The sequence below is a fragment of the Yersinia aldovae ATCC 35236 genome (assembly GCF_000173735.1).
Taxonomy (GTDB): Bacteria; Pseudomonadota; Gammaproteobacteria; order Enterobacterales; family Enterobacteriaceae; genus Yersinia; species Yersinia aldovae.
Genome location: NZ_ACCB01000008.1, coordinates 61,888 through 87,815, shown reverse-complemented (window position 1 = coordinate 87,815; position 25,928 = coordinate 61,888). Strand labels below are relative to the sequence as shown.

Sequence of the window (25,928 nt, the reverse complement as noted above, 5' to 3'; positions counted from 1 at the left end):
CTTAATCCGCCTCAATTAATCGGCCTCAACCCCAGGAGGCAGCGGAGCCGCATCCGGTAGTTCAGTATTGTTATCGCCCAATAAGATATGGTCGAGGATTTGCCGGGTAATGGTCCCTACCGCAGGCCCGGCACCGCCATTTTCTAATATCATGGCGACAGAAACCGTTGGGTTCTCGTAAGGCGCGAAGGCAACCATTAACTTGTGGTCACGCAGATGTTCTGCCACTTTGTGAGCATTATAGGTTTCATAACTGTAAACCTGTGCCGTACCGGATTTTGCTGCGGCTTTATATGGCGTGCCTTCAAAGAACTTACGTCCGGTCCCGTTCGGACGATTAGCGACACCATACATGCCATCTTTGGCGATTTCCCAATAACCTGAGTGAATATCACCAATCTGCGTTTTATCTTCCTGCTGGTAAGGCACTAATACCCCATCAATACGGGTACTTTGCAACAAGTGGGGTGTTTTGACCGCACCGTCGTTAATCAGTGTCATCAGTGCTTTTGCCATCTGGATCGGTGTGGCGGTCCAGTAACCCTGACCGATACCGACCGGGATGGTATCCCCTTGATACCAGGGTTTCTTATGACGTTTTTGCTTCCATTCACGGGTCGGCATCAGCCCCGCGCGCTCTTCTGACAAATCAATACCGGTATATTGACCGTAACCGAATTTACTCATCCAGGAAGAGAGGCGGTCAATCCCCATGTCATAGGCAACCTGATAGAAGAAAGTATCCGCTGATTCTTCCAGTGCTTTGGTGATATTCAGCCGACCATGCCCCCATTTCTTCCAGTCGCGAAAGCGCTTTTCTGAACCGGGTAATTGCCACCAGCCGGGGTCAAACAGGCTGGTGTTTTTGGTGATAACCCCAGCACTGAGCGCTGAAACGGCAATATAGGGTTTCACCGTCGAGGCGGGTGGGTAAACGCCCTGAGTCGCACGGTTAATCAGCGGGCGGTCTGGGTCGTTGAGTAACCCCTGATAATCTTTGTTAGATATGCCGTCAACAAACAGGTTTGGGTCATAGCTTGGGTTAGACACCAAGGCTAATATTCCACCAGTGCGTGGATCATTGACCACCACGGCGGCGCGGCTGCCGCTGAGTAGTTTTTCGATATAGGTTTGCAAATGGAGATCAAGCGTCAGATAAATATCTTTACCGGCTTGTGGCGGTTGCTCGTGTAACTGGCGTATCACCCGGCCACGGTTATTGACTTCAACTTCCTCATAACCGGTTTTGCCGTGCAACACTGATTCATAATAGCGCTCAATACCCAGCTTACCGATATCGTGAGTCGCGGCATAGTTGGCCAGAATGCCTTCCTTATCCAACCGTTCGACGTCTTTATCGTTAATTTTGGAAACATAGCCAATAACGTGGGTCAGGGCAGAGCCATAAGGGTAAAAGCGGCGTTGGTAGCCTTTGACTTCAATCCCGGGGAAGCGGAACTGGTTAACCGCAAAACGGGCAACCTGCACTTCAGTCAATGGTGTTTTAACCGCTATTGAGGTAAAGCGGCGTGAGCGTTTGCGCTCTTTTTCAAAATTAGCGATATCCTCATCCGTCAGATCCACTATCGGGCGCAGTGCATTGAGGGTGGTGGGAAGGTCTTCAATTTTTTCCGGCATCAGCTCTAACTGATAAATGGTCCGGTTCATCGCCAAAGGCGTGCCGTTGCGGTCAAATATCATGCCACGGCTGGGGGCGATAGGAACCAACTTGATACGGTTGTCGTTCGAGCGGGTGCTGTAATCGTCGAAACGCACTATCTGCAAATTGTACATGTTGGCTACCAATATCCCGCTTAACAGCAGGATACCGAGAAAAGCCACTAAGGCGCGGCGAACAAACAGAGCTGATTCAGCTGAATAGTCGCGAAAGGGGTTAGGTTCTTTTTTCATCCGCAACTACTTCATCTTGTCCAAAAACAGCATCTTGCCCAACACCAGCATGTCACTAAAAGCCATCACTTTATTCAGATTCATCGCCCGCTTATTCCCGGTGATAAGGGTGATTGGTCGTAATACTCCAGGCGCGATAGAGGCTCTCGGCCACTAATACACGCACTAAAGGATGGGGGAGCGTCAACGGAGAGAGCGACCAGCTCTGCTCTGCGGCAGCTTTACACGCCGGGGCTAACCCCTCCGGCCCGCCAATCAACAGACTGACATCACGGCCATCCTGTTTCCAGCGTTCTAATTGTTGAGCCAACTGTGGGGTTTCCCAGGGCGTGCCTGGGATATCCAGCGTGACAATACGGTTGTTCTTACCTACCGCTGCCAACATCAGTTCGCCTTCTTTTTCCAAAATGCGTTTGATATCCGCATTTTTGCCCCGTTTACCCGCAGGAATTTCTACCAGCTCAAAGGGCATATCTTTAGGAAAACGGCGCAGGTAATCGATAAAACCTGTCTGCACCCAGTCTGGCATTTTTGTGCCGACGGCTACCAGTTGCAGTTTCACCGTTTAGCTCCAGAGTTTTTCCAGTTCATACATATGGCGGCTTTCTTCTTGCATCACATGCACAATCACTTCGCCTAAATCGACCACAACCCAGTCAGACACACCCTGACCTTCGACACCCAGCGGTATCATGCCGGCGAGGCGCGATTCTTGCACCAGATTATCTGCCAGTGCCATAACATGGCGGGTAGAAGTACCGGTACAAATGATCATGTAATCGGTGATGCTGGACTTACCCTGAACATCCAGAGTGGTAATGTCCTGGCCTTTCAAATCATCGAGCTTGTCGATAACAAATTCTTGGAGCGCTTTACCTTGCAAAGGTTCCCCCTCGGGTGATTTCTGTCCATACCCTTCGTCCTGGAAGTTGCGGGGTGTTAGCTGCGCTTTCTCAGCCGAATCACTTAATTTATGTAAGTTCATCGGAATTTGGGCGCTGGCTGTCTACCTGCAACGTCAAGTTCTTTGGGTATATAACGTTCTTAGGTATTGTTTGCCGGAGATCCCGCGAACAGTTACCGGTATGAACAGTTAGAATGTAACGGTTTTTCAGCGAATACCTGAAATTTAGCGGCGGAGTATAACATGGGTGAATGCATCGCGATATAAACCCTCAGTTACTCAGCCGCGATACAAACCTTGTAACTCAATATATCGCTGTACCGCGCGTGGTAGCAGGTCATCGCAGCTTTCGCCGTTATGTCGCCGGCGGCGAATATCGGTTGCCGAAATATCCAATAAAGGTGTATCTGCCAGATAGATTGCGCCATGCGGCCGTTGGCTTAACGCTTGCGGGCCAAAGACGCGATGAACGTCAAGCCACTGCTGTAGCGCCGGTGTTTCCATCGTTTGTGAATAACCGGGCCGGGCGCAGACCAGCAAATGACAAACATCCAACAGTGATTGCCAACGGTGCCATTTATGCAGTGTCAATAATGAATCCTGCCCAATGATAAACGCTAAGGGCAGTTCGGCACCACGTTCTTTACGTAGGTTTTCTAAGGTATCGATGGTGAATGATGGGTTATCACGTAATAGCTCGCGTGCATCGACACTGAACAGTGGGTTATCGGCGACGGCTAATTCCACCATCTTGAGTCGCTGCTGTGCATTGGCCTCCGGTTGGGGGCGATGAGGTGGAACGTGATTAGGCAGTAAAATAATGTGTTTCAGACCGACTTGCTGAGCCAAGGCTTCAACCGGTTTTAAATGCCCGTAATGGATGGGATCAAATGTACCGCCGAACAGGGCATGTAGCGTGCGAGTCGGGGATGTATTAGGCATCAAAAAAACTCTCAGGTAAGGTTTTTCCACACATCAGCATAGATAAGATTTCTAACTCAGGCCAGATTGATTGACCGTAATCCTGTTTCAGGCGAATTTCCATTCGTGTTAGCAAATGAACCGCTTGTTGCAGTTGTTGCAGCGTAAGACGTTGCAGCGCTTGAGTCATCATTGGACGACGATTTTGCCAGACCTTAAATTGATCAAACAAAGATCGTAATGGAACCTGATCCATCCGGCGCTTAAGTGTGAGCAGTAATAGCAGTTCACGCTGTAGGGTGCGCAGCAAAATAACCGGTTCACTCTCTTCTAGTTGCAGTTGTTGCAAAATATGCCATGCACGTTTGCTCTTGCCCGCCAGCAATGCATCCAGCCAGTGATAAGGCGTGAAATGTGCTGCGTCATTGACTGCTTGCTCCACTCTGGGCAGCGTCAGTTTGCCGTCAGGGTAGAGCAGTGACAACCGCTCTAATGCCTGTGATAGCGCCAGCAAGTTACCTTCGTAGCAGTAACAAAGTAGCTGTGTTGCGGCATCGTCGACTTCCAGGTTGAGGAGCTTGGTGCGGGCACTTACCCAGCGGGGAAGCTGAGTCTGTTCCGGCGTCTGGCAACTGACCAATACGCCATTCTTGCTAAGGGCTTTGAACCAGGCACTGTTCTCCTGTGCTTTGGTCAGCTTGTTGGCGCGTAAAATCAACAAAATATCCGGATGCAACAAACTGGATAATTTGACTAACTGTTCGTTCATTGGGGCGGTCAAGCCACTTTCTGGGAAGTTAAGCAGCAGTGTTTGGCGACTGGCAAATAAACTCAGCGCCTGACATAAACTAAAGATATTGTCCCATTCGGTGTGAGCATCCAATGTAAAGCTGAAATGCTCGCTAAAATCGTGTTGTGATGCAACGTGGCGAATGTGGTCCTGACTTTCCTGTAACAGCAACGGCTCGTTGCCACATAACAGATAACAAGCACGCAGCCCCTCATGGAGCTGCGTGACAAGTTGTTCAGGATAAATTCGGATCATTGGGCCGGGGTACTGACTACGGGTTTGCCGATATTAATTTCTTTAACTGCGGCGGTACCGCTTACCTTATTGCCACCAAGTGGTTTGACGCCATCTTCCTGCACATTTTTTACTTCTGCTGCATGAACTGCCAGCAACTGACGCACTAACTGCTGGGCCGCTTGATCACGCATTTCTTGGCGCAGAACCTCTTCTTCAGCATCTTTCGCCAGTGCGGTCAGCGGGTTATCGAAGAATGTGCGGAAAATATTGACCTGCAACGGGTAAATATCATGGCCTGGAATCAATACCTGAGCCTGCACATGCAATACCAACTGATACTCTGCGGTCACACCGTTTTGGAAGATAGACACGGTGTCCTGATTTTCGGATGAACCGATAATCCGCAGTATGGGTAAGTCTTTACGCATCGGATCATCAACAATAGTGACGTTGTTTAAACGTAATTGTTGACGTACCGCGCGGGTCAGCGGGCCATAAGGATCACCACTTTCCAGCAATAATTTTTGCAGTTCAGATGGCACCTGAGTGGTACCGCGCAGATTAAAGCCACAGCCAGCGGTGACCAGCACCGCCAACCCCAGCAACAGCGTCAGAATACGATGTCGCACAACTCCTCCTTGTCTTAACCCACAACCAGGTTAAGCAGTTTGCCAGGGACATAGATTACTTTACGCACAGTAACCCCATCCAGGTATTTAGCCACCAGGTGTTCCTGACCAGCACGTTCACGCACTTGCTGTTCAGTGGCATCGGCAGGCACCGTAATGCGGCCACGTACTTTACCATTAACCTGCACGACGACTAATTTAGAGTCTTCAATCATCGCTTGTTCATCAGCGATCGGCCACGGTGCGGTATCAATATCACCTTCTCCACCCAACGCCTGCCACAAGGTGAAACAGATATGAGGGGTGAATGGATAAAGCATCCGCACCACTGCCAGTAATGCTTCTTGCAACAGAGCGCGGTCTTGCTCGGTTTCCTGCGGCGCACGGCCTAACTTGTTCATTAGCTCCATCACCGCAGCAATCGCGGTGTTGAAGGTTTGGCGGCGGCCCACGTCATCTGTAACTTTGGCGATTGTTTTGTGCAAATCACGACGCAGGGATTTTTGCTCTTCTGTCAGGCTGGCAATATCCAGTGGTGCTGTTGCCCCTTTTGCGGTGCTTTCAAACACCAGACGCCAGACACGTTTCAGGAAGCGGTTCGCTCCTTCAACACCTGACTCTTGCCATTCCAGCGTCATTTCTGCCGGTGAAGCAAACATCATAAACAGACGTACGGTATCGGCACCGTATTTCTCTACCATGATTTGCGGGTCGATACCGTTATTTTTCGATTTCGACATTTTGCTCATACCGGCATAGACCAGTTCATGACCTTCAGCGTCTATTGCTTTAACGATACGGCCTTTTTCATCACGCTCGACAATAGCATCTACTGGCGAAACCCAAACACGTTCACCGCCAGTCCCAGTGTAGTAGAAGGCATCAGCCAGAACCATACCTTGACATAACAGGCGTTTGGCTGGTTCATCTGAATCAACCAAACCTGCGTCACGCAGCAATTTGTGGAAGAAGCGGAAGTACATCAGGTGCATGATGGCGTGTTCGATACCACCAACATACTGATCAACCGGCAGCCAGTAGTTCGCGGCGGCAGGATCCAGCATCCCTTCGTCAAATTGCGGGCAGGTATAGCGCGCGTAATACCAAGATGATTCCATAAAGGTATCGAAAGTATCGGTTTCACGCAGGCCCGGCATCCCGTTAACGGTGGTTTTAGCCCACTCAGGATCAGCCTTGATTGGGCTAGAAATACCATTCATCACCACATCTTCTGGCAGGATAACCGGCAGTTGGTCTTCTGGCGTTGGCACCACAGTGCCGTCTTCCAGCGTCACCATTGGGATTGGTGCGCCCCAATAACGTTGGCGAGACACACCCCAGTCACGCAAACGATAGTTGACTTTACGCTGACCAACCCCCAGTGCGACCAGTTTGTCGGCAATGGCATTAAAGCCATCTTCATAATTCAGGCCATCAAACTCACCGGAGTTGAACAGGGTGCCTTTTTCGGTCATGGCTTCCTGACTTAAGTCAGGCTCGCTGCCATCAGCGGCTAAAATAACCGGTTTGATTGGCAGGTTGTATTTGGTAGCAAATTCCCAATCACGGGCATCGTGGCCTGGAACTGCCATTACCGCACCGGTGCCGTAATCCATCAAGACGAAGTTAGCGGCCCAGATAGGTAGCTTCTCGCCAGTGAGTGGATGGATGACATACAGGCCAGTGGCCATGCCTTTTTTCTCCATCGTTGCCATTTCAGCTTCGGCAACTTTGGTATTACGGCATTCGGCAACAAAATCGGCCAGTGTGGGTTGAGTCGCAGCGGCCTGCAACGCCAGTGGGTGACCGGCCGCAACGGCTACGTAGGTCACCCCCATAAAGGTGTCCGGGCGGGTGGTGTAAACTGAGAGTTTCTCTTCGCTATCCGCGACATCAAAAACAATGTCGACCCCTTCGGAGCGGCCAATCCAGTTGCGCTGCATGGTCTTAACTTGTTCTGGCCAGCTTTCCAGCGTATCCAGATCGTTGAGCAACTGATCAGCATAATCAGTGATTTTGATAAACCACTGTGGGATCTCTTTGCGTTCAACTTTGGTATCACAGCGCCAGCAGCAGCCGTCGATCACTTGTTCGTTAGCCAGTACCGTCAGGTCATGTGGGCACCAGTTAACCGCAGCGGTCTTTTTATAGACCATGCCTTTTTCATATAATTTGGTGAAGAACCACTGTTCCCAACGGTAATAATCAGGTTTACAGGTGGCAATCTCGCGATCCCAATCGTAGCCGAAGCCCAGTAGTTTCAACTGGTTCTTCATGTATTCGATATTGTCGTAAGTCCACGGCGCAGGAGCGGTGTTATTTTTTACCGCAGCGCCCTCAGCCGGCAGGCCAAACGCATCCCAACCAATGGGTTGTAGGACGTTTTTACCCAGCATTCGCTGATAGCGGGAGATCACGTCGCCGATGGTGTAGTTGCGAACATGCCCCATATGCAGACGCCCTGAAGGGTATGGCAGCATAGATAGGCAGTAATATTTTTCTTTGCTCGCGTCTTCAGTGACTTTAAAAGTTTGCTTCTTCTGCCAGTGAAGCTGTACTTGCGTTTCGATATCTTCTGGGCGGTATTGCTCTTGCATGGCGGCCGGTGGTCCTATAGTGAAAAACAGCTACGCCTGTAGCATCATCTGTTTCATTACATAAAGAGAGATCCGCATAGCATAGCTGATAAGCGGCAGGCGCAACAACACTCAGCGTCCCCCTAAAGGGTTTTTCTGCGCAGTGGATGGCAGAAATAGCCAAAGTAAGGGGATAACCACCTGATGTTCGCATGACTTCAGTCATTTACGACTAAAATAATTAACGATAGCTTTAATGTAGGCATCCAGAAAAACCAGGCAACGGGAACTAAAAACATAAAAACAGGCGAAAAGTTAGCCTTATAACTATGTTGTATTAGCATGATTTGCTTTATTACAAACCGTGGATCGAGGAGACAGTATGAACAAGGTAGCTCAATATTATCGTGAGTTAGTAACATCACTGACCGAACGCTTGAAAAATGGTGAATGTGATATCGATAAGCTGGTGGATAGCGCCGAGCAGCGGCTGGATGCTGTTGAAGAGTTAACTCGCAGTGAGGTTGAGCAGATAATTCAGGCGGTGCGCCGCGATTTGGAAGAGTTTGCCCGCAGTTATGCAGAGAGCAAAGATGAGTTCAGCGATAGTGTATTCATGAGAGTAATTAAAGAAAGCCTGTGGCAGGAGCTGGCTGATATTACCGACAAGACTCAATTAGAGTGGCGTGAAGTGTTTAAAGACGTCAGCCATCATGGGGTTTATCACAGCGGAGAGGTTGTGGGGCTGGGCAATTTAGTGTGTGAAAAATGCCACTATCATCTGGCTTTCTATACGCCAGAAGTGTTGCCGCTCTGCCCTAAATGCGGGCACGACCAATTCAATCGCCGGCCATTCCAGCCTTAATACTTGCGAAATATTATCAACCCCTCTCAATATAGAGAGGGGCGAAGGGCAATCAGTGCAGGATTTTCGCCAGGAAGTCTTTGGCGCGGTCTGATTTAGGGTTGTTGAAGAAATCATCTTTGTTACTGTCTTCAACGATTTTGCCTTCATCCATAAAAATAACCCGGTTTGCCACTTTGCGGGCAAAGCCCATTTCGTGGGTCACCACCATCATCGTCATCCCTTCCTGTGCCAGTTTGACCATCACATCCAACACTTCGTTGATCATTTCCGGATCAAGTGCCGAGGTGGGTTCGTCAAACAGCATGGCGATCGGGTCCATGCACAGAGCGCGGGCGATGGCAACACGCTGCTGCTGGCCGCCCGACAACTGAGACGGGAATTTATCGGCATGGGTAGTAAGACCGACACGCTCTAGCAGTTTCAGCCCTTTTTCTCGTGCTTGTGCTTTGTCGCGCTTTAGCACTTTGACTTGCGCCAGTGTCAGATTTTCGATAATAGACAAATGTGGGAACAGCTCGAAATGCTGAAACACCATGCCAACTTTGGAGCGCAGTTGTGCCAGATTGGTCCCTTTATCATTAACGGCAATGCCATTAACAGTAATATTGCCTTTTTGAATGGGTTCCAGCCCATTAACCGTTTTGATTAAGGTTGATTTGCCTGAACCAGAAGGGCCGCAAACTACCACAACCTCACCTTTTTTGACTTCGGTGGTGCAGCCAGCCAGCACCTGAAAGTGACCATACCACTTAGAAACATTCTTCAGGGAAATCATCAAACAGTCCTTTTCTTCAAATAGTTAACCAACATCGACGCGGCAATGCTGATAACAAAATAAACCAAACCGGCAAACAGTACCATTTCGACCTGAGTACCGTCACGCTCGCCGATGGTGGTGGCGGTACGGAAGAAATCAGCCAGGCTAAGGACATAGACCAGTGACGTATCCTGGAATAACACGATCCCCTGAGTTAACAGTAGCGGCACCATGGCACGAAAAGCCTGCGGCAGAATAACCAACCGCATTGACTGGCCGTGAGTCATGCCGAGCGCCAATGCAGCAGCAGATTGGCCACGGGAGATACTCATGATCCCGGCGCGGATAATCTCTGAGTAGTAGGCCGCTTCAAACAGCGAAAAGGCTACCATGGCAGAGATCAGGCGAATATCAGTTTTTGGTGATAAGCCCAGCACATTTTGTAATAAGCTCGGCACCACCAGATAAAACCATAGCAATACCATCACCAGCGGAATAGAGCGGAACACGTTGACATAGGCGGTGGCAAACCAACTGACAGCTTTAATTGGCGACAGGCGCATCACCGCCAGAACGGTTCCCCAGAGAATCCCGAACACGATAGCCGTGACGGTTATCTTGGCGGTAACAACCAGCCCTTGCAGCAGATAAGGCATACTGGGGCCGATAGAACTCCAATCAAATTCGTACATTATTTACTCCCCAGATTGCCGGGTAATTGCACTTTCTTTTCAACCAATCGCATCAACAACATGATCACGGCGTTGATTAATACATAACCAAGAGTGATGGCTGTGAATGATTCATAAGCATGTGCTGAGTAATCCAGCAGCTTACCGGCTTGTGCCGCCATATCTACCAGCCCGATGGTGGATGCAATTGCTGAGTTTTTTACCAGATTAAGCATTTCTGAGGTCATCGGGGGAATAATCACCCGATAAGCATTCGGCAGCAGAACATAACGGTAAGTTTGTGGCAGGGTTAAGCCCATTGCCAATCCCGCAGCTTTTTGACCACGCGGCAGTGATTGGATCCCGGCACGTACCTGTTCGCACACGCGGGCGGCGGTGAATAAGCCAAGGCACATCATTGATGAGAGGAAGAACTGTATATTGGGGTCCAGCTCACTCTTAAACCACATACCAATATCTACTGGCAATAATTCGGGTATTACCAGATACCAGGTAAAGAATTGCACAATTAATGGCACGTTACGGAACAGTTCTACGTAACATGTTCCAATGCCTGACAAAAGGCGATTGGGCACCGTTCTTAAGATGCCAAACAAGGAACCGACAAAGAAAGCGATGACCCATGCGCACAGTGATAAGGCGACAGTGACCTGAAAGCCAGACCATATCCAGCCGAAATAGGTGGTATTGCCGAAGGGGGCCGCTTGCAGAAAAATGCCCCAGTTCCAGTCTATTGACATAACAAACTCCCTTAAAAGGATGGATAAGCCATCCTGATGACTGATGATTTAATGCGTTGGGACCATGCGAGGGAAACAAAAAAATGCGGAGTGGGGAACGGCCACCCCGCATCCTGTCTTTACCCTGCATCGTTCAAATTGCAGATGTGTTGGCTGCCCTTGTTCACCTGAATCACTAATTTGCATAAGCTCATCAGGATTATGAACCTCATCAGAGGCTCACCCTACGGGCCAGCGCAAGCGCTGTTCAAAATGGTTTACAACCAATTTGTCTTTTGCTTGCCGCCTTCCTGCACTCTGAAATCTATTGGGTATCTCCCATCGACCCATCATCAATCGAGTTGGGCAGGCCGTACCCGCCCTGATTATTATTGTTAGTTCAATGCTTTATCGTTAGGGGCTTTGAACAGCGCCTTCATTTCGTCAGACAATGCGAAATTCAGGTTAAGATTTTTCGGTGGAATTGGGTTTTTAAACCAGCGGTCGAAGGATTTCTCCGCCACACCTGAGGTTTGTGCCGTAGCAATGGTTTCATCCATCAGCGTTTTAAAGGCTGGATCGTTTTTACGCAACATGCAGCCGTAAGCTTCCTGGGATTGCGCGGTACCAACGATATCCCATTGATCTGGTTTCTTGGCCTTAGCGCGTTCGCCTGCCAACAGCGCATCATCCATCATAAAGGCCACTGCACGGCCACTTTCCAAGGTACGGAAAGAGTCGCCGTGGTCTTTGGCGCTGATGATGCGCATGTCCATTTTGTCTTTTTCGTTCAGTTTGTTCAGCAGCACTTCAGAGGTGGTGCCAGAAGTTACAACCACCGCTTTACCGGCCAGGTCTTTGAAGTCTTTAACTTCAGTGCCTTTTTTGGTCAGCAAACGGGTGCCAACCACAAAAATAGTATTAGAGAATGCGGCTTGTTGCTGGCGCTCCAGGTTATTGGTAGTGGAACCACACTCGAAGTCAAACGTGCCGTTTTGCAGCAATGGAATACGGTTTTGCGAGGTAATCGGGATCAGTTTGACTTGCAGGTCTGGCGCATTAAGTTTTTTCTTAACCGCCTCCACGATCACGTTGGAGTAATCTTGTGAATAACCAACCACTTTCTGTTGATTATCATAATAAGAGAAGGGAACGGAAGACTCACGGTGGCCCACAACGATAACGCCACTATCTTTAATCTTCTTCAGCGTGTCCGAGGAGACTTCAGCTTTCGCTGCCGGTTGTGTTGCCGCTTCTTCTGCTTGCGCTACATTACTTGCCATCCCAGCTAACAGTAACGCTAACGCCAATTTACGCATTTGCATGGTCCAACTCCTTTGCGGTTGTTTTATTGCTCAATGTTGTGATGTTAAAAAATCGTAATGTGAAAATCGCCTTACATCGTCTTATTAGTTCTGTTAGTGCTCCGACGCTTTGTGGGCGAACGAGGGATTTTCGCTGTTACTTGTATCAGATTATCTTTATAAAATAGCCAATTGTTACGTAAATGCTGAATAAATGTTTGTTTTTTGAGACTCAAATCGCACCAAATAGAGGCAATAAAACACAACTGCACTCTCGTGGTGCGGGGTAAGCCCTGTAAATGTGCAGGCTAATAAGGGTAATTTCAGATTCAAAAGCGGCGTTTGCCTAAAACCCGTACAAAGCTTAATGCCAAACCCAAGGATGGCGGGTTTAAACCGCCAACTAACACCATAGGGTTATAAACAATGCAAGGTCTGTGCCAGTAATGGCTGAAATGGAGGAATATAGCCCTGATATAACAGGGCTATAAGCTATTAATGGGGCGGGTTTCGTCAGTTGCCAAAGGCGACTTTAATGATGGGTTAACTCAGTTGCTGGTTATTGATAGCCAGATGAGCTTTAAACACTTCCAGCGCCGTAGGTACGCTCTCTTTACCGGCATGTTTTTCTGGGTTCCACAGGTCTGCAAAGGTAATTGCGCGGCCACAGTGAATAAAAACTTCATCAACTTCAATCACTAATACACTCCGTGCAGGGTGACCATTTTGGCTAAAACGTTCACAAAGCTCAGGATCGACCGAGATCTTCGCACGGCCATTCACCCGAAAACCCTCAGCCCAGTTAGGGATCAGGAACAAGATGCCGATAGCGGGGTTATGCAGCAGATTGCGAATACCATCCAGGCGATTATTCCCTGGGCGGTCAGGTAGCATTAGCGTTTTACGATCTTCCACATGGATAAAACCAGGCTCGCCGCCTTTCGGGGAGCAGTCGATTCCATTGATGCCGATCGTACCCAGCACAGCGAAAGGGGCCGCCGCGATAAGTTTTTTGCCGTAATCGTCAATGTGATCTATCTGTTTCTTCAATACCGTTTCAAAAGGGAAGGCGTAGTGCTCGCTTAATTGAGCTTCGCTGGTGAGGATAAATTCAGGCTTTAGTGACATAAGGCTCTCAAGATGAACGGGCATGAAGAGAACATGCCCGAATATTACGTTATTCTTTATCGAAACGACCACGGATCACGCACAACAGGGTGAACGCACCCAGAAACAGCGTGATAATCCACATCGGCCACGAGCCAAAACGGGCATAAGGGGTGACGCCGGTAGTCGGTGTAACCTTAACTTCCAGCACCTGTTGCGTAAATTGTGGGATCTGCGCCAGCACTTCTCCACTAGGCCCAACGGCGGCAGTGATGCCATTATTGGTACTGCGTAGCAGAGGGCGGCCCAATTCAAGTGCACGCATACGTGCCATTTGGAAATGTTGCCACGGCCCGATGGAGTGGCCGAACCAGGCATCATTCGAGATGGTCAGCAGGAAGTTGGTATCCGGGCGGAAGTTATCGCGCACTTGCTGGCCCAACACGATTTCATAGCAAATGGCGGCAGTCAGGTTGAATCCGGCCACATTGAGCTGTGGTTGAACATAATCACCCCGGCTGAATGTTGACATAGGCAAATCAAACAGCGGTGCCAAGGGGCGTAACAGTGACTCTAGCGGCACAAACTCACCAAATGGCACCAGATGATGTTTGCTGTAACGGTTTTGAGTCGGATAGTGGTAAGGCTCTTTATCCCCCAACACGATTATGCTGTTGAAGAAGTGGTAACCTTTGCCCTCAGGACGCCGCCGGGCATCGACAATACCGGTGATCAGGCTGCTGTGATTGGCTCGCATCAGGTCGTCAACCATTGTCAGGAAGCCGGTTTGATCGGTTTCAATATCAGGGATGGCAGATTCAGGCCAGATAATGATCGGGGCTTTGCCCATAAACGGGCGGGTTTCATCCAGATAGACTTGCAGAGTTGAGAGCAGGACTTTAGGGTCCCACTTCATTGATTGCGCGATATTACCTTGCACCATCGCTACCTTGACGGCTCTTTCAGGCTCCGGTGTGAACCATTGAACCTGACGCAACGGCCACGGCAATAACAACAATGCGAGGGCGATTACCGCCGCACTCACACGACGTTGATAACAGGCATAAACCAACAACCCACTGATTGCCATCAACATAAAGGTGATGCCATCGACGCCAAGGATGGGAGCAATCCCCCGCAGTGGGCCGTTAATTTGGCTGTAACCAAATTGCAGCCACGGGAAGCCGGTCAATACCCAGCCGCGCAGGAATTCAGTCAGTTGCCACAACACCGGTGCAGCAATCGCCAGCCGCCACCAGGTGGCTTTGGGGCACAATCGGGCCAATAAACCGGCGAACAGCATGGTGTAGAGCGAGAGATATGCCGCCAGTAAGACCACCAGGAAGATATTCACCGCCGTCGGCATACCACCAAACTCGGAGATACTGACGTACACCCAGTTGGTGCCGCTACCAAACAGCCCCATTCCCCAACAGAAACCGATAAAAGTAGCTTGTTTGGAGGTGCGGTTCAATGTCAGGCTCAGTAAACCAAACAGTGAAACAATGGCCGCAGGCCAACTATCAAATGGCGAATAGGCCAGCGTACCGCAGGCACCAAACAATAGCGCCAGCGGGGCGCGAACCCACTGGCGTTGGAGATATGAAGCAATAGGCATCGAGAATTTATTCTTCCAATTTGGGTTGCGGAGCGTCATCAGGGATCTTTACATGAACCTGGATGATACGTCGGCTATCCGCCATCGCAACTTTAAATAAGTAACCTTCAATTTCAATGGCTTCACCACGAGCAGGCAAGTGGCCGAAGGCCTGCATCACCAAACCACCGACCGTATCGACCTCATCTTCACTGAAATGAGTAGTGAACACATCATTAAAATCTTCAATTTGTGTCAGCGCACGAACGGTATAGGTATGCTTGCTGAGTTGACGCACATCGCGGTCTTCTTCATCGTCATACTCATCTTCTATTTCGCCCACGATCAGCTCAAGAATATCTTCAATGGTCACCAGCCCTGAAACGCCGCCAAACTCATCAATGACGATTGCCATATGATAGCGCTGGGAACGAAACTCCTTTAGCATCCGATCAACGCGCTTACTTTCCGGCACCACGACCGCCGTCCGTAGCACTTTATCAATGCTGAATGGCTCGGAGTCGGTGCGCATAAACGGCAGCAAGTCCTTCGCCATCAGAATACCTTCAATGTGATCTTTATCTTCGCTAATCACCGGAAAGCGGGAGTGAGCAGATTCAATAATCACATCCAGGCACTCATCCAGCGTTTGGTTACGCTTTAGTGTGACCATTTGGGAACGGGGGATCATGATGTCCCGCACGCGCTGCTCGGCGATATCCATCACGCCCTCCAGCATGTCACGGGTATCGGGATCGATCAGATCGTTTTGTTCAGAATCACGGATAAGCTCTACCAAATCACCACGGTTCTTAGGTTCACCGTGAAATAACTGGTTAAGGATAAGAGTAAAGAACCCTTTCTTGGGACTGGGGCTATCGTTGTTTTGTGAGTGGTCGTCGCTCATGGCGTTTTAGTTAAGTTTACCCATATAAAATTAAATGTTATCGGCAGTGGTAAATTCACACCGCCAACAGTTTTTTGCCTCATTAACTGGCATTATAACACCCGGTATGATGGGCTTATTCGGGGTCTTTCTCTGAAATATACGGATCCGGATAACCCAGACTTTGCATGATTTCAGTCTCAATCGACTCCATTTCTTCAGCTTCATCGTCAACGATGTGATCATACCCTAGCAGATGGAGACTGCCGTGAACAACCATATGCGCCCAATGGGCTAATAGTGCTTTCTCTTGTTCGATGGCTTCTTGCTCAACCACTTGGCGACAAATGATTAAATCACCTAATAGTGGCAATTCAATTTCAGGCGGAGCCTCAAAAGGAAAAGATAAGACGTTGGTTGATTTATCTTTGCCGCGATAGGTTAGGTTCAACTCATGGCTTTCCGCGTCATCCACTAAGCGGATGGTGACTTCGGCGACGTCCTGAAATTGAGGTAATACAGCCTCTAGCCAGCGTTGAAAATCGGCCTCTGTGGGCAGACCCTGGCTATCAGCGCAGGCAATTTGTAAATCGAGAATAACCTGGCTCACGGAGCCTCCTGCTCAGACGGGGTATGATTTTCCCGCTTACGTTGTTCGGCAATTGCCTCTTTGCGTTTCTGTTCTGCCGCTTCCCAGGCTTCATAAGCAATGACCACGCGAGCAACCACCGGGTGGCGCACCACATCTTCACTGTGGAAGAAGTTAAAACTCAGCTCTTTGACCTCAGAGAGCACTTCGATGGCGTGGCTCAAGCCAGATTTCTGATGACGTGGCAAGTCAGTTTGTGTGATATCACCGGTAATCACCGCTTTAGAGTTGAAGCCCATGCGGGTCAGGAACATTTTCATCTGTTCGATGGTGGTGTTCTGGCTTTCATCTAAAATGATAAACGCATCATTCAGTGTCCGTCCTCGCATATAGGCCAGCGGAGCCACTTCAATCACATTGCGTTCAATCAGTTTTTCAACCCGCTCAAAACCGAGCATTTCAAATAGCGCGTCATAAAGCGGGCGCAGGTAAGGATCGACTTTTTGGCTGAGGTCACCGGGTAAGAAGCCCAGTTTTTCACCCGCTTCAACGGCGGGGCGCGTCAGGAGAATACGGCGTACATTCTGGCGCTCCAGTGCATCAACGGCTGCGGCCACTGCCAGATAGGTTTTCCCGGTACCGGCAGGGCCGATACCGAAAGTAATATCATGGTCGAGAATATTGGCGATGTATTGCGCCTGATTGGGCGTGCGGGGCTTAACCATCCCGCGCTTGGTGCGAATGTTTACGGCTTTTCCGTAATCCGGCACACTCTCGGCCGTTTGCTCTAACACGCGACTTTCTTTCACCGCAAGGTGAATCGCTTCGGGATCGATATCGGGGATAACTCCGCGAATCGGAGCAGTATCAACATACAGATGGCGCAGGATATCAGCCGCTGCAACCACACAGATATTCTTACCGACTAACTTAAAACGGTTATCACGGCGATTAATTTCAATTCCTAATCGGCGCTCTAACTGTTTGATGTTGTCATCAAAAGGGCCACACAGACTCAGCAGACGCTGATTATCGGCAGGTTCCAGCAAGATTTCTTGTGTCACGACGTGCAAACTGTTTCTCTGAGTCACTGCGTTCCTCTGGATCACATTGTATGATTCACTTATATATCATCAATCATACATGTCATTTGAAAATTATTCATGGCATGAGCGTGCTCGCCAAATAAAACAGGCAATGCCGTGCCTGCGTAGACGCACTTAAGTGTATATTGGTGCGAGTCACAGGAATTCAAGGTTGGTAAAGCCCGACACCAATCTCATTTTCTTTACGGGTACGGGCAATCACCGATTGCGGTGATTCATGAATGCGCAAGTCCATTTGGCCTTCGGTACGCAGCAAAGCCCCGCGCAACGAGCTGGCATAAACATCGACAATCTCGACATCAACAAATTTACCCATCAGTTCCGGCGAACCTGCAAAATTGACGACCCGATTATTTTCCGTGCGCCCAGCCAGTTCCATCACATTTTTACGCGATGTGCTTTCGACCAGAATTCGTTGCACAGTACCGACCATTTCACGGCTGATGCCCATTGCTTGCTGAGTAATGCGTTGTTGCAGGATATGCAGCCGCTGCTTTTTCTCTTCTTCGCTGACATCATCGGGCAATTCTGCCGCTGGTGTGCCGGGGCGTGGAGAGTAAATAAAGCTGTAGCTGGTATCGAAACCAATATCTGCCACCAGTTTCATGGTTTGCTCGAAATCTTGCTGAGTTTCACCGGGGAAACCGATAATAAAATCAGAACTTATCTGGATATCGGGCCGCGCCTGACGCAGTTTACGGATAATCGCTTTGTATTCCAGTGCAGTATGAGCGCGTTTCATCATTGTCAGGATGCGGTCAGAACCACTTTGCACCGGCAGATGCAGAAAGCTCACCAACTCCGGCGTATCACGGTACACTTCAATAATATCATCAGTAAATTCAATCGGATGGCTGGTAGTAAAACGTATTCTGTCAATGCCATCAATAGCAGCAACCAGCCGCAATAATTCGGCAAAACTACAGGTGTCACCCTCATAAGTTGCGCCACGATAAGCATTTACATTCTGACCAAGTAGATTCACTTCCCGCACACCCTGAGCAGCTAATTGCGCGATTTCAAACAGAATATCGTCACATGGGCGGCTGACTTCCTCGCCACGGGTGTATGGCACCACGCAAAAAGTGCAATATTTGTTGCAGCCTTCCATGATGGAGACAAATGCAGTCGGGCCTTCAGCTCGTGGCTCTGGCAGCCGGTCAAACTTTTCAATTTCCGGAAAACTGATATCTACCACCGGGCTGTGAGTGCCTTGTACGTGGTTAATCATTTCCGGCAAACGGTGCAGAGTCTGCGGCCCAAAAATGACATCAACGCAAGGTGCGCGCAGGCGTAAATGCTCACCTTCTTGCGACGCGACACACCCGCCAACCCCGATGATCAGATTAGGATTCTTTTCTTTCAGTAATTTCCAGTGGCCAAGCAGACTGAATACTTTTTCTTGCGCTTTTTCGCGAATTGAACAGGTATTCAGTAGCAGTAAATCGGCTTCTTCCGGGATCGCCGTTAACTGGTAACCGTGGGTGCTGGCCAGCAAATCTGCCATTTTAGATGAATCATATTCATTCATCTGGCAGCCCCAGGTTTTGATATGCAGTTTTTTTGTCATTAAGTCATTCATCATCAAAATCACATCGCTCGGTGCGGTGCTCCACGTTGTTAGCCAGGCGCAAAGGCTCAGTAGTTAAGGGGTATTGTAGTCATTTGGCGTTGCGATGACCACCGCAGAACAACTTACTTATCCTGTTGAATGATGAAAAATCCGGTACACTTAGCGCAAACAAAACGCTTGCCGGTGCAGGTGTTATTTTAACTTTTAAAACATGGCGAAAATGAATAAAACGCAACCAAATTATGATGTTGTGGTCGTGGGTGGTGGCATGGTAGGTGCTGCCGCTGCATTGGGATTGGCACAACAGGGTTGGTCCGTTGCCGTACTGGAACATGAAGCCCCCGCACCATTTGACACCGAGAGTACGCCTGATTTACGCGTCTCAGCCATTGGCTGCACTTCGGTGTCATTGCTAAAGCAACTTGGCGCTTGGGCGCGGGTGCAACAGATGCGTTATGCCCCTTATCGTCGATTGGAAACCTGGGAGCAGCCAGGGTCACTGGTGGTATTTGATGCGGCATCACTGTCGCTGCCTGAACTGGGCTTTATGGTTGAAAACCGTGTTTTGCAGTTGGCGTTATGGCAACAGATGGCTGAATGCCCTAATTTGACGCTGCTGTGCCCGTCACGGCTGCAAAGCATGATCAGAGTAGATGAGTGCTGGAATATCACATTAGAGGCTCAACAAGAGATACAGGGCCGTTTAGTGGTGGGGGCCGATGGTGCGAATTCGTTAGTACGGCGGTTGGCGGGGATTGGCACCAGTGGTTGGCAGTATCGCCAGTCCTGCATGTTAATCACGGTCGAAACCGATAGCGCTCAACAAGACACCACCTGGCAGCAGTTCTTCCCAACAGGCCCACGAGCGTTCTTGCCGCTGTTTAATAACTGGGCATCCTTGGTCTGGTACGACAACCCGCAGCGTATCCGCCAGCTTCAGGCCATGCCAATGGCGCAACTGAATCAAGCCATTGCAGCGGCATTTCCGTCTCGTTTGGGCGCTGTTAACGCCATTGCCGCAGGGTCTTTCCCGCTGGTTCGACGTCACGCCCAGCACTATGTACAGCCGGGTTTGGTATTACTGGGGGATGCGGCCCATACCATCAATCCGCTGGCTGGGCAGGGGGTTAATTTGGGGTATCGCGATGTGGATGCGTTGTTGGACGTACTTCATCAGGCGCGTGAGTTAGCGCAACCGTGGTATAGCGAGCAGGTGTTACTCCGTTATCAGCGCCGCCGCCGTACCGATAATATGATGATGCAAAGTGGCATGGATCTGTTTTATACCGCATTCAGTAATGACCTGCCGCCAGTGAAATTTGTGCGTAACCTGGCATTGATGGCCGCCCAACGCGCGGGCAAGTTGAAAGAGCGTGCATTGAGGTATGCATTAGGGCTGTAGAGATTGTAATCACTTGTCGCCAGGGGCGTTGTTTTCTGGCGGCTGCGAGCGCGCTGCTTCTTTTTTTATTGAAAAGCAAAACGCAAATTTCATCGCCGCGAACAAGCCAAATCCCAAAACGCAAAAAGCCCGCCGAAGCGAGCTTTTCTAAATTTGGCTGGGGTACGAGGATTCGAACCTCGGAATGCTGGAATCAGAATCCAGTGCCTTACCGCTTGGCGATACCCCAAAAGATGGTGGCTACGACGGGAATCGAACCTGTGACCCCAGCATTATGAGTGCTGTGCTCTAACCAGCTGAGCTACGTAGCCATCTTTAAATCTTTAACTTTGGGAAATTGTATGGCTGGGATACCAGGATTCGAACCTGGGAATGCCAGGATCAAAACCTGGTGCCTTACCGCTTGGCGATATCCCAACTGAAATACAATTCTTTATACTGATTTAGCACGTTCAAGACACAACGTCCGTCTAACAGTATTCCATTTCAAAGAAATGGCTGGGATACCAGGATTCGAACCTGGGAATGCCAGGATCAAAACCTGGTGCCTTACCGCTTGGCGATATCCCATCTACTGTGACAACCGATAAAAATGGTGCGGGAGGCGAGACTTGAACTCGCACACCTTGCGGCGCTAGAACCTAAATCTAGTGCGTCTACCAATTTCGCCACTCCCGCATACATGAAAAAAGATGGTGGCTACGACGGGAATCGAACCTGTGACCCCAGCATTATGAGTGCTGTGCTCTAACCAGCTGAGCTACGTAGCCATCTTTTTTCTGCACAACCTTCATCGGCGTTGCGGGGCGCATTATGCGTATATGGCCGAATTGCGTCAACTAATTTTTTCCCAAAAAAGCGCTGAAAGGGTTCGTTTGTGTGGTGAGTGAACAGACTGGTGATTAAAGCAGCAGTTATCTTGATTAATTGTTGAATTTGCCAGCAAAAGACAAGGCCACCCGAGGGTGGCCTTGAGAGTCCGACAGGGCAGGCAGGCAGACTCGCGCCATACCATCATTTTCGATTATTTATAAGCGTCCTGATGCACACCAACAGCACGTCCTGAAGGATCATCCATACTTTTGAATGATTCATCCCATTCAATAGCTTTAGCCGATGAACAAGCCACTGATGGGCCACCAGGCACACACTCAGCCGCACTCGGCAGTGGGAATAACTCTTCAAAAATTTCGCGATACAAGTAACCCTCTTTAGAGGATGGCGTATTGTACGGGAAGCGGAAGTGAGCAGTTTCCATTTGTTGATCAGTCACTTGCTCTGCGGCTTTCTCTTTTAATGTGTCAATCCAACTGTAACCGACACCATCGGAGAATTGCTCTTTCTGACGCCATGCGACGCTATGCGGTAGGTAGGATTCAAAACATTCACGCAGGACATGTTTTTCCATTTTACCGTTACCGCACATTTTGTCTTGTGGGTTGATGCGCATCGCAACATCAAGGAAGTTCTTATCCAGGAACGGTACGCGGGCTTCAACCCCCCAGGCAGACATGGCTTTGTTGGCGCGGGCGCAGTCATACATATGCAGAGCCAGCAACTTACGGACCGTTTCTTCATGTAATTCTTTGGCGTTTGGTGCTTTGTGGAAATAGAGGTAACCGCCGAACACTTCGTCAGATCCTTCACCAGACAGCACCATTTTGATGCCCATCGCTTTGATTTTACGTGACATCAAGTACATCGGCGTTGAGGCGCGGATGGTGGTGACATCATAAGTTTCAATGTGATAAATCACATCGCGGATGGCATCCAGACCTTCCTGCACGGTGAAGTGAATTTCATGATGCACCGTGCCCAGATGGTTTGCCACTTCTTGCGCGGCACGTAAATCCGGTGAACCAATCAGCCCAACAGCAAAAGAGTGCAGTTGTGGCCACCAGGCTTCACTGCGTTCGTCATCTTCTACCCGGCGGGCGGCAAATTTTTTGGTAATGGCAGAAATAACCGAGGAATCCAAACCGCCAGACAGCAGTACGCCGTAAGGCACGTCGGACATCAAATGACTTTTAACCGCATCTTCTAATGCGTTTGCCAGCTCAACTTTATCGGTAACGTTGTCTTTAACATTATCGAAATCAAACCAATCACGATGATAATATTCGCGAATTTCCCCATCCTGACTCCACAGATAGCTGCCAGCCGGGAATTCTTTAATGGTGCGGCAAACCGGAACCAGTGCTTTCATTTCGGAGGCGACAAACATGTTGCCGTTCTCATCATGGCCCATATACAGCGGGATAATACCCAGATGGTCGCGGCCAATCAGGTAAGCATCTTTTTCTGTATCGTATAGGACGAAAGCGAACATGCCTTGCAGGTCATCGAGGAACTCAGACCCTTTTTCCTGATACAGCGCCAGAATGACTTCACAGTCAGATCCGGTTTGGAAGGCGTAGCGGTCACCATATTGCTGACGGAGTGCCTGGTGATTATAAATTTCACCGTTAACTGCCAGAATGTGCGTGTGAGCCGCATTAAGCAGGGGCTGAGCACCGGTATTGACGTCAACGATAGACAAACGCTCGTGGGCGAGAATGGCTTTATCGTTAGCCCAAACACCTGACCAATCCGGGCCACGGTGTCGCATTAAACGTGACATTTCCAGCGCTTTTTTGCGTAACTCAATGGGGTCGGTTTTAAGGTCGAGAACCCCGAAAATAGAACACATAATAATCTCCCTAACGTCTCTGCTTTGGCGGTGATGAGGTGCAGTTATCCGAATGATTTATAAACCTGATGCAAAAAACACGCCAATTTATCGTGTGCCGAATTCACCGCTATAGTGGACTTTCTCATGAGAACATATACCCAAAGCACTTGGCGTTGCAGGTAGGCGGCCAGCAAGCAAATCCCAATGAGCTTACTCAAGTAAGTGATTTGGGTGAGTGCGCGCAGCTAACGCCCCTGTAGCTTTAAGGACGAAGGCTATAAAAGAAAATGCGCCAAAACAGGGCGTAATGGCAAGAAACTTTGGTGCACCGCACCAAAAAAGGGAGTGGCGACCGGAGCCGCCAACAGAGATTAGATAATATTGATATCAACCACGGAAGAGAAAACGTAGTTCGGGCGAAATGGCATGGCTTCAATATCTGTTAGCGTTGAAACACCGGATAGCACCAGAATCGTTTTCAAACCGGCCTGGAAACCGGCCAGAATATCAGTACGCAGGTTATCACCCACAATGACGGTGCTTTCTGAATGAGCATGCATTTTATTCAGTGCGGCGCGAATGATCCACGGACTGGGTTTACCGACATAAAATGGTTTGCGGCCAGAGATTTTCTCTATCGGGGCGCATAATGCGCCACAGGCTGGTGCAAATCCATGACCGTGACTATCCGGATTGGTGGCAATAAAGCGCGCACCGTTGGCGACGAAATAGGCCGCTTTATGCATCATATCCCAATTATAAGAGCGGGTTTCACCGACAATCACAAAATCAGGATTGATATCAGTGATAGTAAAGCCAGCCTTATATAATTCGTGTACTAGTGCGCCTTCTCCTACCACATAGGCTTTTTTGCCTTCCTGATTGCGCAGGAAATCGGCGGTGGCCATTGCAGAGGTATAAAAGGCACTTTCTGGTACATCCAACCCGGCAGAGCTGAAGCGGTTAGCCAGATCCTGCGCGGTTTGTGATGGGTAGTTGGTGAGAATAACCAGCGGCATTCCGGCTTCTTGAATCCGGGCCAGGAAATCATTAGCACCAGGAATTGCAATATTGTCATGTAACAGCACACCATCGATATCGCAAATAACACTTTTAATTGTCATTGTTTAAATTACTCTTTTAGCCGCAGCAATGAGTCACTATAACATGGCAGATTGCGAAACTAACCCTGCCACTTTCTTATCTTTACTCGTTATTTTTCAAGCTACATGTGTGTTGACTGCGTTCGTTACTCGGCCCATCGATAGGTCTCACCTCTACCAGGCCGCTGCGAGCCGCGTTCAAATCTGCTCCCGGTAGATTTATCACCCGAATCATTGATTGGCATCAACTCATCGGGATTATTGATTCTACGGGCCAGCGCAGGCGCTGCTCAACATGGTTTATAACCCATTTGTCTTGCGCTTGTCGCCTTCCTGCAACTCGAGTTATTGAGAATATATAGGAATTAGTTTTCCAGCAGACGTTGTAGCAAAACGCCGTTCAACATGGCGCGTTTAGCCAGCGCGAAGGCACCGATTGCTGACTGGTGATCTAGCTGTGACGTGACGATAGGCAGATTCTGGCGGAAGTTTTTCAATACTTGCGTATTAATGCAACTCTGAATGGCGGCCAACAGAATTTTCTCGGCTTCGATAATTTCCCCCGCAATGACCACTTTTTGCGGATTAAATAAGTTGATCGCAATTGAGATGGCTTTGCCCAGGTAGCGGCCGACATGTTCAATCACTTCAACCGCCAGCAGGTCACCCCGGTTAGCGGCTTTACAGATGGCGGCGATATGGCAATCATCTAACGTCAGTTTGCTCGGATAGCCCTGCGTGAGCAGGTGGCGCACCCGGTTTTCAATCGCGGCATTGGATGCCACGGTTTCGAGGCAACCAAAATTGCCGCAATAGCAGCGCTCACCCAGCGGATCAATTTGAATATGGCCGATTTCGCCCACGTTACCGTTGCTGCCTAAAAATATTTGGCTGTTAACAATGATACCGGCACCGGTGCCGCGGTGCAGACGAACCAGAATAGAATCCTCACAGTCACGGGTTGCACCAAAGTAGTGCTCGGCCAGTGCCAGGCTGCGAATATCGTGACCAACGAAGCTGGTAACATTAAAACGATTTTGCAGATTTTCGACTAATGGCCAGTTGTTGACGCTGATATGTGGCATATAGCGCACGATACCTTTGCTTGGCTCAACCAAACCGGGGAGGATAACGGCGATCGCAATCAGTTCATTTAATTTGCGCTGATAAGCCTCAATGAACTGACTGATAATATTGAATAGGGCGTGTTCCAGCGTTTCTTGCGTGCGTTCAGGCAGCGCATAGTGCTCTTCACCCAGCGATTTACCGCTCATATCGAACAGGGTGATAGTCGCATCGTGGCGGCCTAAACGAACAGCAACCGTGTGGAATTGACGATTTTCGGTGACTATCGATATGGCTCGGCGACCGCCGGTGGAGGCTTGTTGGTCAACTTCTTTGATAAGCCCCCGTTCCAGCAGTTGGCGGGTGATTTTGGTGACACTGGCGGGGGCGAGCTGGCTGAGGTCGGCAATTTGAATACGCGATATCGGGCCTTGTTGGTCAATTAGCCGATAAACAACGGCACCATTGAGTTGCTTAACAAGGTCCACATTACCAATTTGTGACTGTCCGCCAGTGCTCAT

Annotated in this window: 22 protein-coding genes and 6 tRNA genes; 2 read left to right on the top strand and 26 right to left on the bottom strand. The window is 49.4% G+C overall.

Annotated features, from left to right (window positions below):
* Positions 1-15: 15 nt before the first annotated feature.
* The 7 genes from mrdA to leuS form a co-directional block, all read right to left on the bottom strand.
* Positions 16-1,911, bottom strand: coding sequence for a peptidoglycan DD-transpeptidase MrdA (gene mrdA, locus YALDO0001_RS05750; RefSeq protein WP_004700804.1), 1,896 nt, complete (start codon positions 1,909-1,911; stop codon positions 16-18).
* A 91-nt stretch (positions 1,912-2,002) separates the two neighbouring features.
* The gene (rlmH, locus tag YALDO0001_RS05745) at positions 2,003-2,473 is read right to left on the bottom strand and encodes a 23S rRNA (pseudouridine(1915)-N(3))-methyltransferase RlmH (RefSeq protein WP_004390602.1); all 471 of its coding nucleotides are present in this window, start codon (positions 2,471-2,473) and stop codon (positions 2,003-2,005) included.
* 3 nt (positions 2,474-2,476) lie between these two features.
* Positions 2,477-2,794, bottom strand: coding sequence for a ribosome silencing factor (gene rsfS, locus YALDO0001_RS05740; RefSeq protein WP_042839475.1), 318 nt, complete (start codon positions 2,792-2,794; stop codon positions 2,477-2,479).
* 300 nt (positions 2,795-3,094) lie between these two features.
* Positions 3,095-3,757 (bottom strand): nicotinate-nucleotide adenylyltransferase, encoded by a 663-nt coding sequence (gene nadD, locus YALDO0001_RS05735; RefSeq protein ID WP_042548172.1) that lies wholly within the window; start codon positions 3,755-3,757, stop codon positions 3,095-3,097.
* The gene (gene holA, locus YALDO0001_RS05730) at positions 3,750-4,781 is read right to left on the bottom strand and encodes a DNA polymerase III subunit delta (RefSeq protein WP_042839468.1); all 1,032 of its coding nucleotides are present in this window, start codon (positions 4,779-4,781) and stop codon (positions 3,750-3,752) included. The genes nadD and holA overlap by 8 nt, the downstream gene beginning before the upstream one ends.
* Positions 4,778-5,392 (bottom strand): LPS assembly lipoprotein LptE, encoded by a 615-nt coding sequence (lptE, locus tag YALDO0001_RS05725; RefSeq protein ID WP_004700795.1) that lies wholly within the window; start codon positions 5,390-5,392, stop codon positions 4,778-4,780. The genes holA and lptE overlap by 4 nt, the downstream gene beginning before the upstream one ends.
* A 14-nt stretch (positions 5,393-5,406) precedes the next feature.
* On the bottom strand, positions 5,407-7,989 hold the full coding sequence (gene leuS / locus YALDO0001_RS05720) for a leucine--tRNA ligase (RefSeq protein ID WP_004700794.1): 2,583 nt from the start codon (positions 7,987-7,989) through the stop codon (positions 5,407-5,409).
* Between the two features lie 361 nt (positions 7,990-8,350).
* On the opposite strand from leuS, the gene YALDO0001_RS05715 reads away from it, so the two are divergent.
* Positions 8,351-8,833: a zinc ribbon-containing protein gene (locus tag YALDO0001_RS05715; RefSeq protein WP_004700792.1), complete on the top strand. Its 483-nt coding sequence runs from the start codon at positions 8,351-8,353 to the stop codon at positions 8,831-8,833.
* 52 nt (positions 8,834-8,885) lie between these two features.
* On the opposite strand, the gene YALDO0001_RS05710 is transcribed toward YALDO0001_RS05715, so the two are convergent.
* The 10 genes from YALDO0001_RS05710 to miaB form a co-directional block, all read right to left on the bottom strand.
* The gene (locus YALDO0001_RS05710; RefSeq protein ID WP_004700791.1) at positions 8,886-9,611 is read right to left on the bottom strand and encodes an amino acid ABC transporter ATP-binding protein; all 726 of its coding nucleotides are present in this window, start codon (positions 9,609-9,611) and stop codon (positions 8,886-8,888) included.
* Positions 9,611-10,285, bottom strand: a complete 675-nt coding sequence (gltK, locus tag YALDO0001_RS05705) for a glutamate/aspartate ABC transporter permease GltK (protein WP_042548178.1) — start codon at positions 10,283-10,285, stop codon at positions 9,611-9,613. Before gltK ends, YALDO0001_RS05710 begins: the two co-directional genes overlap by 1 nt.
* The gene (locus tag YALDO0001_RS05700) at positions 10,285-11,025 is read right to left on the bottom strand and encodes an amino acid ABC transporter permease (RefSeq protein ID WP_004700789.1); all 741 of its coding nucleotides are present in this window, start codon (positions 11,023-11,025) and stop codon (positions 10,285-10,287) included. The genes gltK and YALDO0001_RS05700 overlap by 1 nt, the downstream gene beginning before the upstream one ends.
* Positions 11,026-11,399: 374 nt before the next feature.
* Complete coding sequence (locus YALDO0001_RS05695; RefSeq protein WP_004700787.1) at positions 11,400-12,329, bottom strand: amino acid ABC transporter substrate-binding protein; 930 nt, start codon at positions 12,327-12,329, stop codon at positions 11,400-11,402.
* Positions 12,330-12,851: 522 nt separating this feature from the next.
* The gene (locus tag YALDO0001_RS05690; protein ID WP_004700785.1) at positions 12,852-13,436 is read right to left on the bottom strand and encodes an MSMEG_1061 family FMN-dependent PPOX-type flavoprotein; all 585 of its coding nucleotides are present in this window, start codon (positions 13,434-13,436) and stop codon (positions 12,852-12,854) included.
* Positions 13,437-13,485: 49 nt separating this feature from the next.
* Positions 13,486-15,033, bottom strand: coding sequence for an apolipoprotein N-acyltransferase (lnt, locus tag YALDO0001_RS05685; protein ID WP_004700784.1), 1,548 nt, complete (start codon positions 15,031-15,033; stop codon positions 13,486-13,488).
* A 7-nt stretch (positions 15,034-15,040) separates the two neighbouring features.
* Complete coding sequence (corC, locus tag YALDO0001_RS05680; RefSeq protein WP_004700781.1) at positions 15,041-15,919, bottom strand: CNNM family magnesium/cobalt transport protein CorC; 879 nt, start codon at positions 15,917-15,919, stop codon at positions 15,041-15,043.
* 115 nt (positions 15,920-16,034) lie between these two features.
* Positions 16,035-16,508, bottom strand: a complete 474-nt coding sequence (ybeY, locus tag YALDO0001_RS05675; protein ID WP_042548183.1) for an rRNA maturation RNase YbeY — start codon at positions 16,506-16,508, stop codon at positions 16,035-16,037.
* A complete protein-coding gene (locus YALDO0001_RS05670; protein ID WP_186367024.1) occupies positions 16,505-17,578 on the bottom strand; it encodes a PhoH family protein in 1,074 nt (357 codons plus the stop codon). Before YALDO0001_RS05670 ends, ybeY begins: the two co-directional genes overlap by 4 nt.
* Before the next feature lie 160 nt (positions 17,579-17,738).
* The gene (miaB, locus tag YALDO0001_RS05665) at positions 17,739-19,163 is read right to left on the bottom strand and encodes a tRNA (N6-isopentenyl adenosine(37)-C2)-methylthiotransferase MiaB (protein WP_042839473.1); all 1,425 of its coding nucleotides are present in this window, start codon (positions 19,161-19,163) and stop codon (positions 17,739-17,741) included.
* Positions 19,164-19,386: 223 nt separating this feature from the next.
* Between miaB and ubiF the strand changes: the two genes are divergently transcribed.
* On the top strand, positions 19,387-20,568 hold the full coding sequence (gene ubiF, locus YALDO0001_RS05660) for a 3-demethoxyubiquinol 3-hydroxylase (RefSeq protein ID WP_042839472.1): 1,182 nt from the start codon (positions 19,387-19,389) through the stop codon (positions 20,566-20,568).
* Between the two features lie 154 nt (positions 20,569-20,722).
* Here ubiF and YALDO0001_RS05655 read toward each other — a convergent pair.
* From YALDO0001_RS05655 to nagC, 9 genes are all read right to left on the bottom strand, one after another.
* Positions 20,723-20,797 (bottom strand) — tRNA-Gln (locus tag YALDO0001_RS05655).
* Positions 20,798-20,802: 5 nt separating this feature from the next.
* Positions 20,803-20,879 (bottom strand) — tRNA-Met (locus tag YALDO0001_RS05650).
* Between the two features lie 31 nt (positions 20,880-20,910).
* A tRNA-Gln gene (locus tag YALDO0001_RS05645) sits at positions 20,911-20,985 on the bottom strand.
* Positions 20,986-21,063: 78 nt separating this feature from the next.
* Positions 21,064-21,138 (bottom strand) — tRNA-Gln (locus YALDO0001_RS05640).
* Between the two features lie 23 nt (positions 21,139-21,161).
* A tRNA-Leu gene (locus tag YALDO0001_RS05635) sits at positions 21,162-21,246 on the bottom strand.
* 15 nt (positions 21,247-21,261) lie between these two features.
* A tRNA-Met gene (locus YALDO0001_RS05630) sits at positions 21,262-21,338 on the bottom strand.
* 254 nt (positions 21,339-21,592) lie between these two features.
* Positions 21,593-23,257: an asparagine synthase B gene (asnB, locus tag YALDO0001_RS05625; protein WP_004700770.1), complete on the bottom strand. Its 1,665-nt coding sequence runs from the start codon at positions 23,255-23,257 to the stop codon at positions 21,593-21,595.
* A gap of 353 nt (positions 23,258-23,610) precedes the next feature.
* Complete coding sequence (locus YALDO0001_RS05620) at positions 23,611-24,363, bottom strand: HAD-IIA family hydrolase (RefSeq protein ID WP_004700769.1); 753 nt, start codon at positions 24,361-24,363, stop codon at positions 23,611-23,613.
* A 344-nt stretch (positions 24,364-24,707) separates the two neighbouring features.
* Entirely contained in the window at positions 24,708-25,928 is a 1,221-nt protein-coding gene (gene nagC / locus YALDO0001_RS05615; protein ID WP_042548186.1) for a DNA-binding transcriptional regulator NagC, read from the bottom strand.

Coding starts and splice junctions, on each gene's coding strand:
- mrdA (WP_004700804.1), bottom strand. CDS start 1,911: ATGAAAAAAGAACCTAACCCCTTTCGCGACTATTCAGCTGAATCAGCT.
- nadD (WP_042548172.1), bottom strand. CDS start 3,757: ATGCCTAATACATCCCCGACTCGCACGCTACATGCCCTGTTCGGCGGT.
- holA (WP_042839468.1), bottom strand. CDS start 4,781: ATGATCCGAATTTATCCTGAACAACTTGTCACGCAGCTCCATGAGGGG.
- leuS (WP_004700794.1), bottom strand. CDS start 7,989: ATGCAAGAGCAATACCGCCCAGAAGATATCGAAACGCAAGTACAGCTT.
- YALDO0001_RS05715 (WP_004700792.1), top strand. CDS start 8,351: ATGAACAAGGTAGCTCAATATTATCGTGAGTTAGTAACATCACTGACC.
- YALDO0001_RS05710 (WP_004700791.1), bottom strand. CDS start 9,611: ATGATTTCCCTGAAGAATGTTTCTAAGTGGTATGGTCACTTTCAGGTG.
- gltK (WP_042548178.1), bottom strand. CDS start 10,285: ATGTACGAATTTGATTGGAGTTCTATCGGCCCCAGTATGCCTTATCTG.
- YALDO0001_RS05700 (WP_004700789.1), bottom strand. CDS start 11,025: ATGTCAATAGACTGGAACTGGGGCATTTTTCTGCAAGCGGCCCCCTTC.
- YALDO0001_RS05695 (WP_004700787.1), bottom strand. CDS start 12,329: ATGCAAATGCGTAAATTGGCGTTAGCGTTACTGTTAGCTGGGATGGCA.
- YALDO0001_RS05690 (WP_004700785.1), bottom strand. CDS start 13,436: ATGTCACTAAAGCCTGAATTTATCCTCACCAGCGAAGCTCAATTAAGC.
- lnt (WP_004700784.1), bottom strand. CDS start 15,033: ATGCCTATTGCTTCATATCTCCAACGCCAGTGGGTTCGCGCCCCGCTG.
- corC (WP_004700781.1), bottom strand. CDS start 15,919: ATGAGCGACGACCACTCACAAAACAACGATAGCCCCAGTCCCAAGAAA.
- miaB (WP_042839473.1), bottom strand. CDS start 19,163: ATGACAAAAAAACTGCATATCAAAACCTGGGGCTGCCAGATGAATGAA.
- ubiF (WP_042839472.1), top strand. CDS start 19,387: ATGAATAAAACGCAACCAAATTATGATGTTGTGGTCGTGGGTGGTGGC.
- asnB (WP_004700770.1), bottom strand. CDS start 23,257: ATGTGTTCTATTTTCGGGGTTCTCGACCTTAAAACCGACCCCATTGAG.
- YALDO0001_RS05620 (WP_004700769.1), bottom strand. CDS start 24,363: ATGACAATTAAAAGTGTTATTTGCGATATCGATGGTGTGCTGTTACAT.
- nagC (WP_042548186.1), bottom strand. CDS start 25,928: ATGAGCACTGGCGGACAGTCACAAATTGGTAATGTGGACCTTGTTAAG.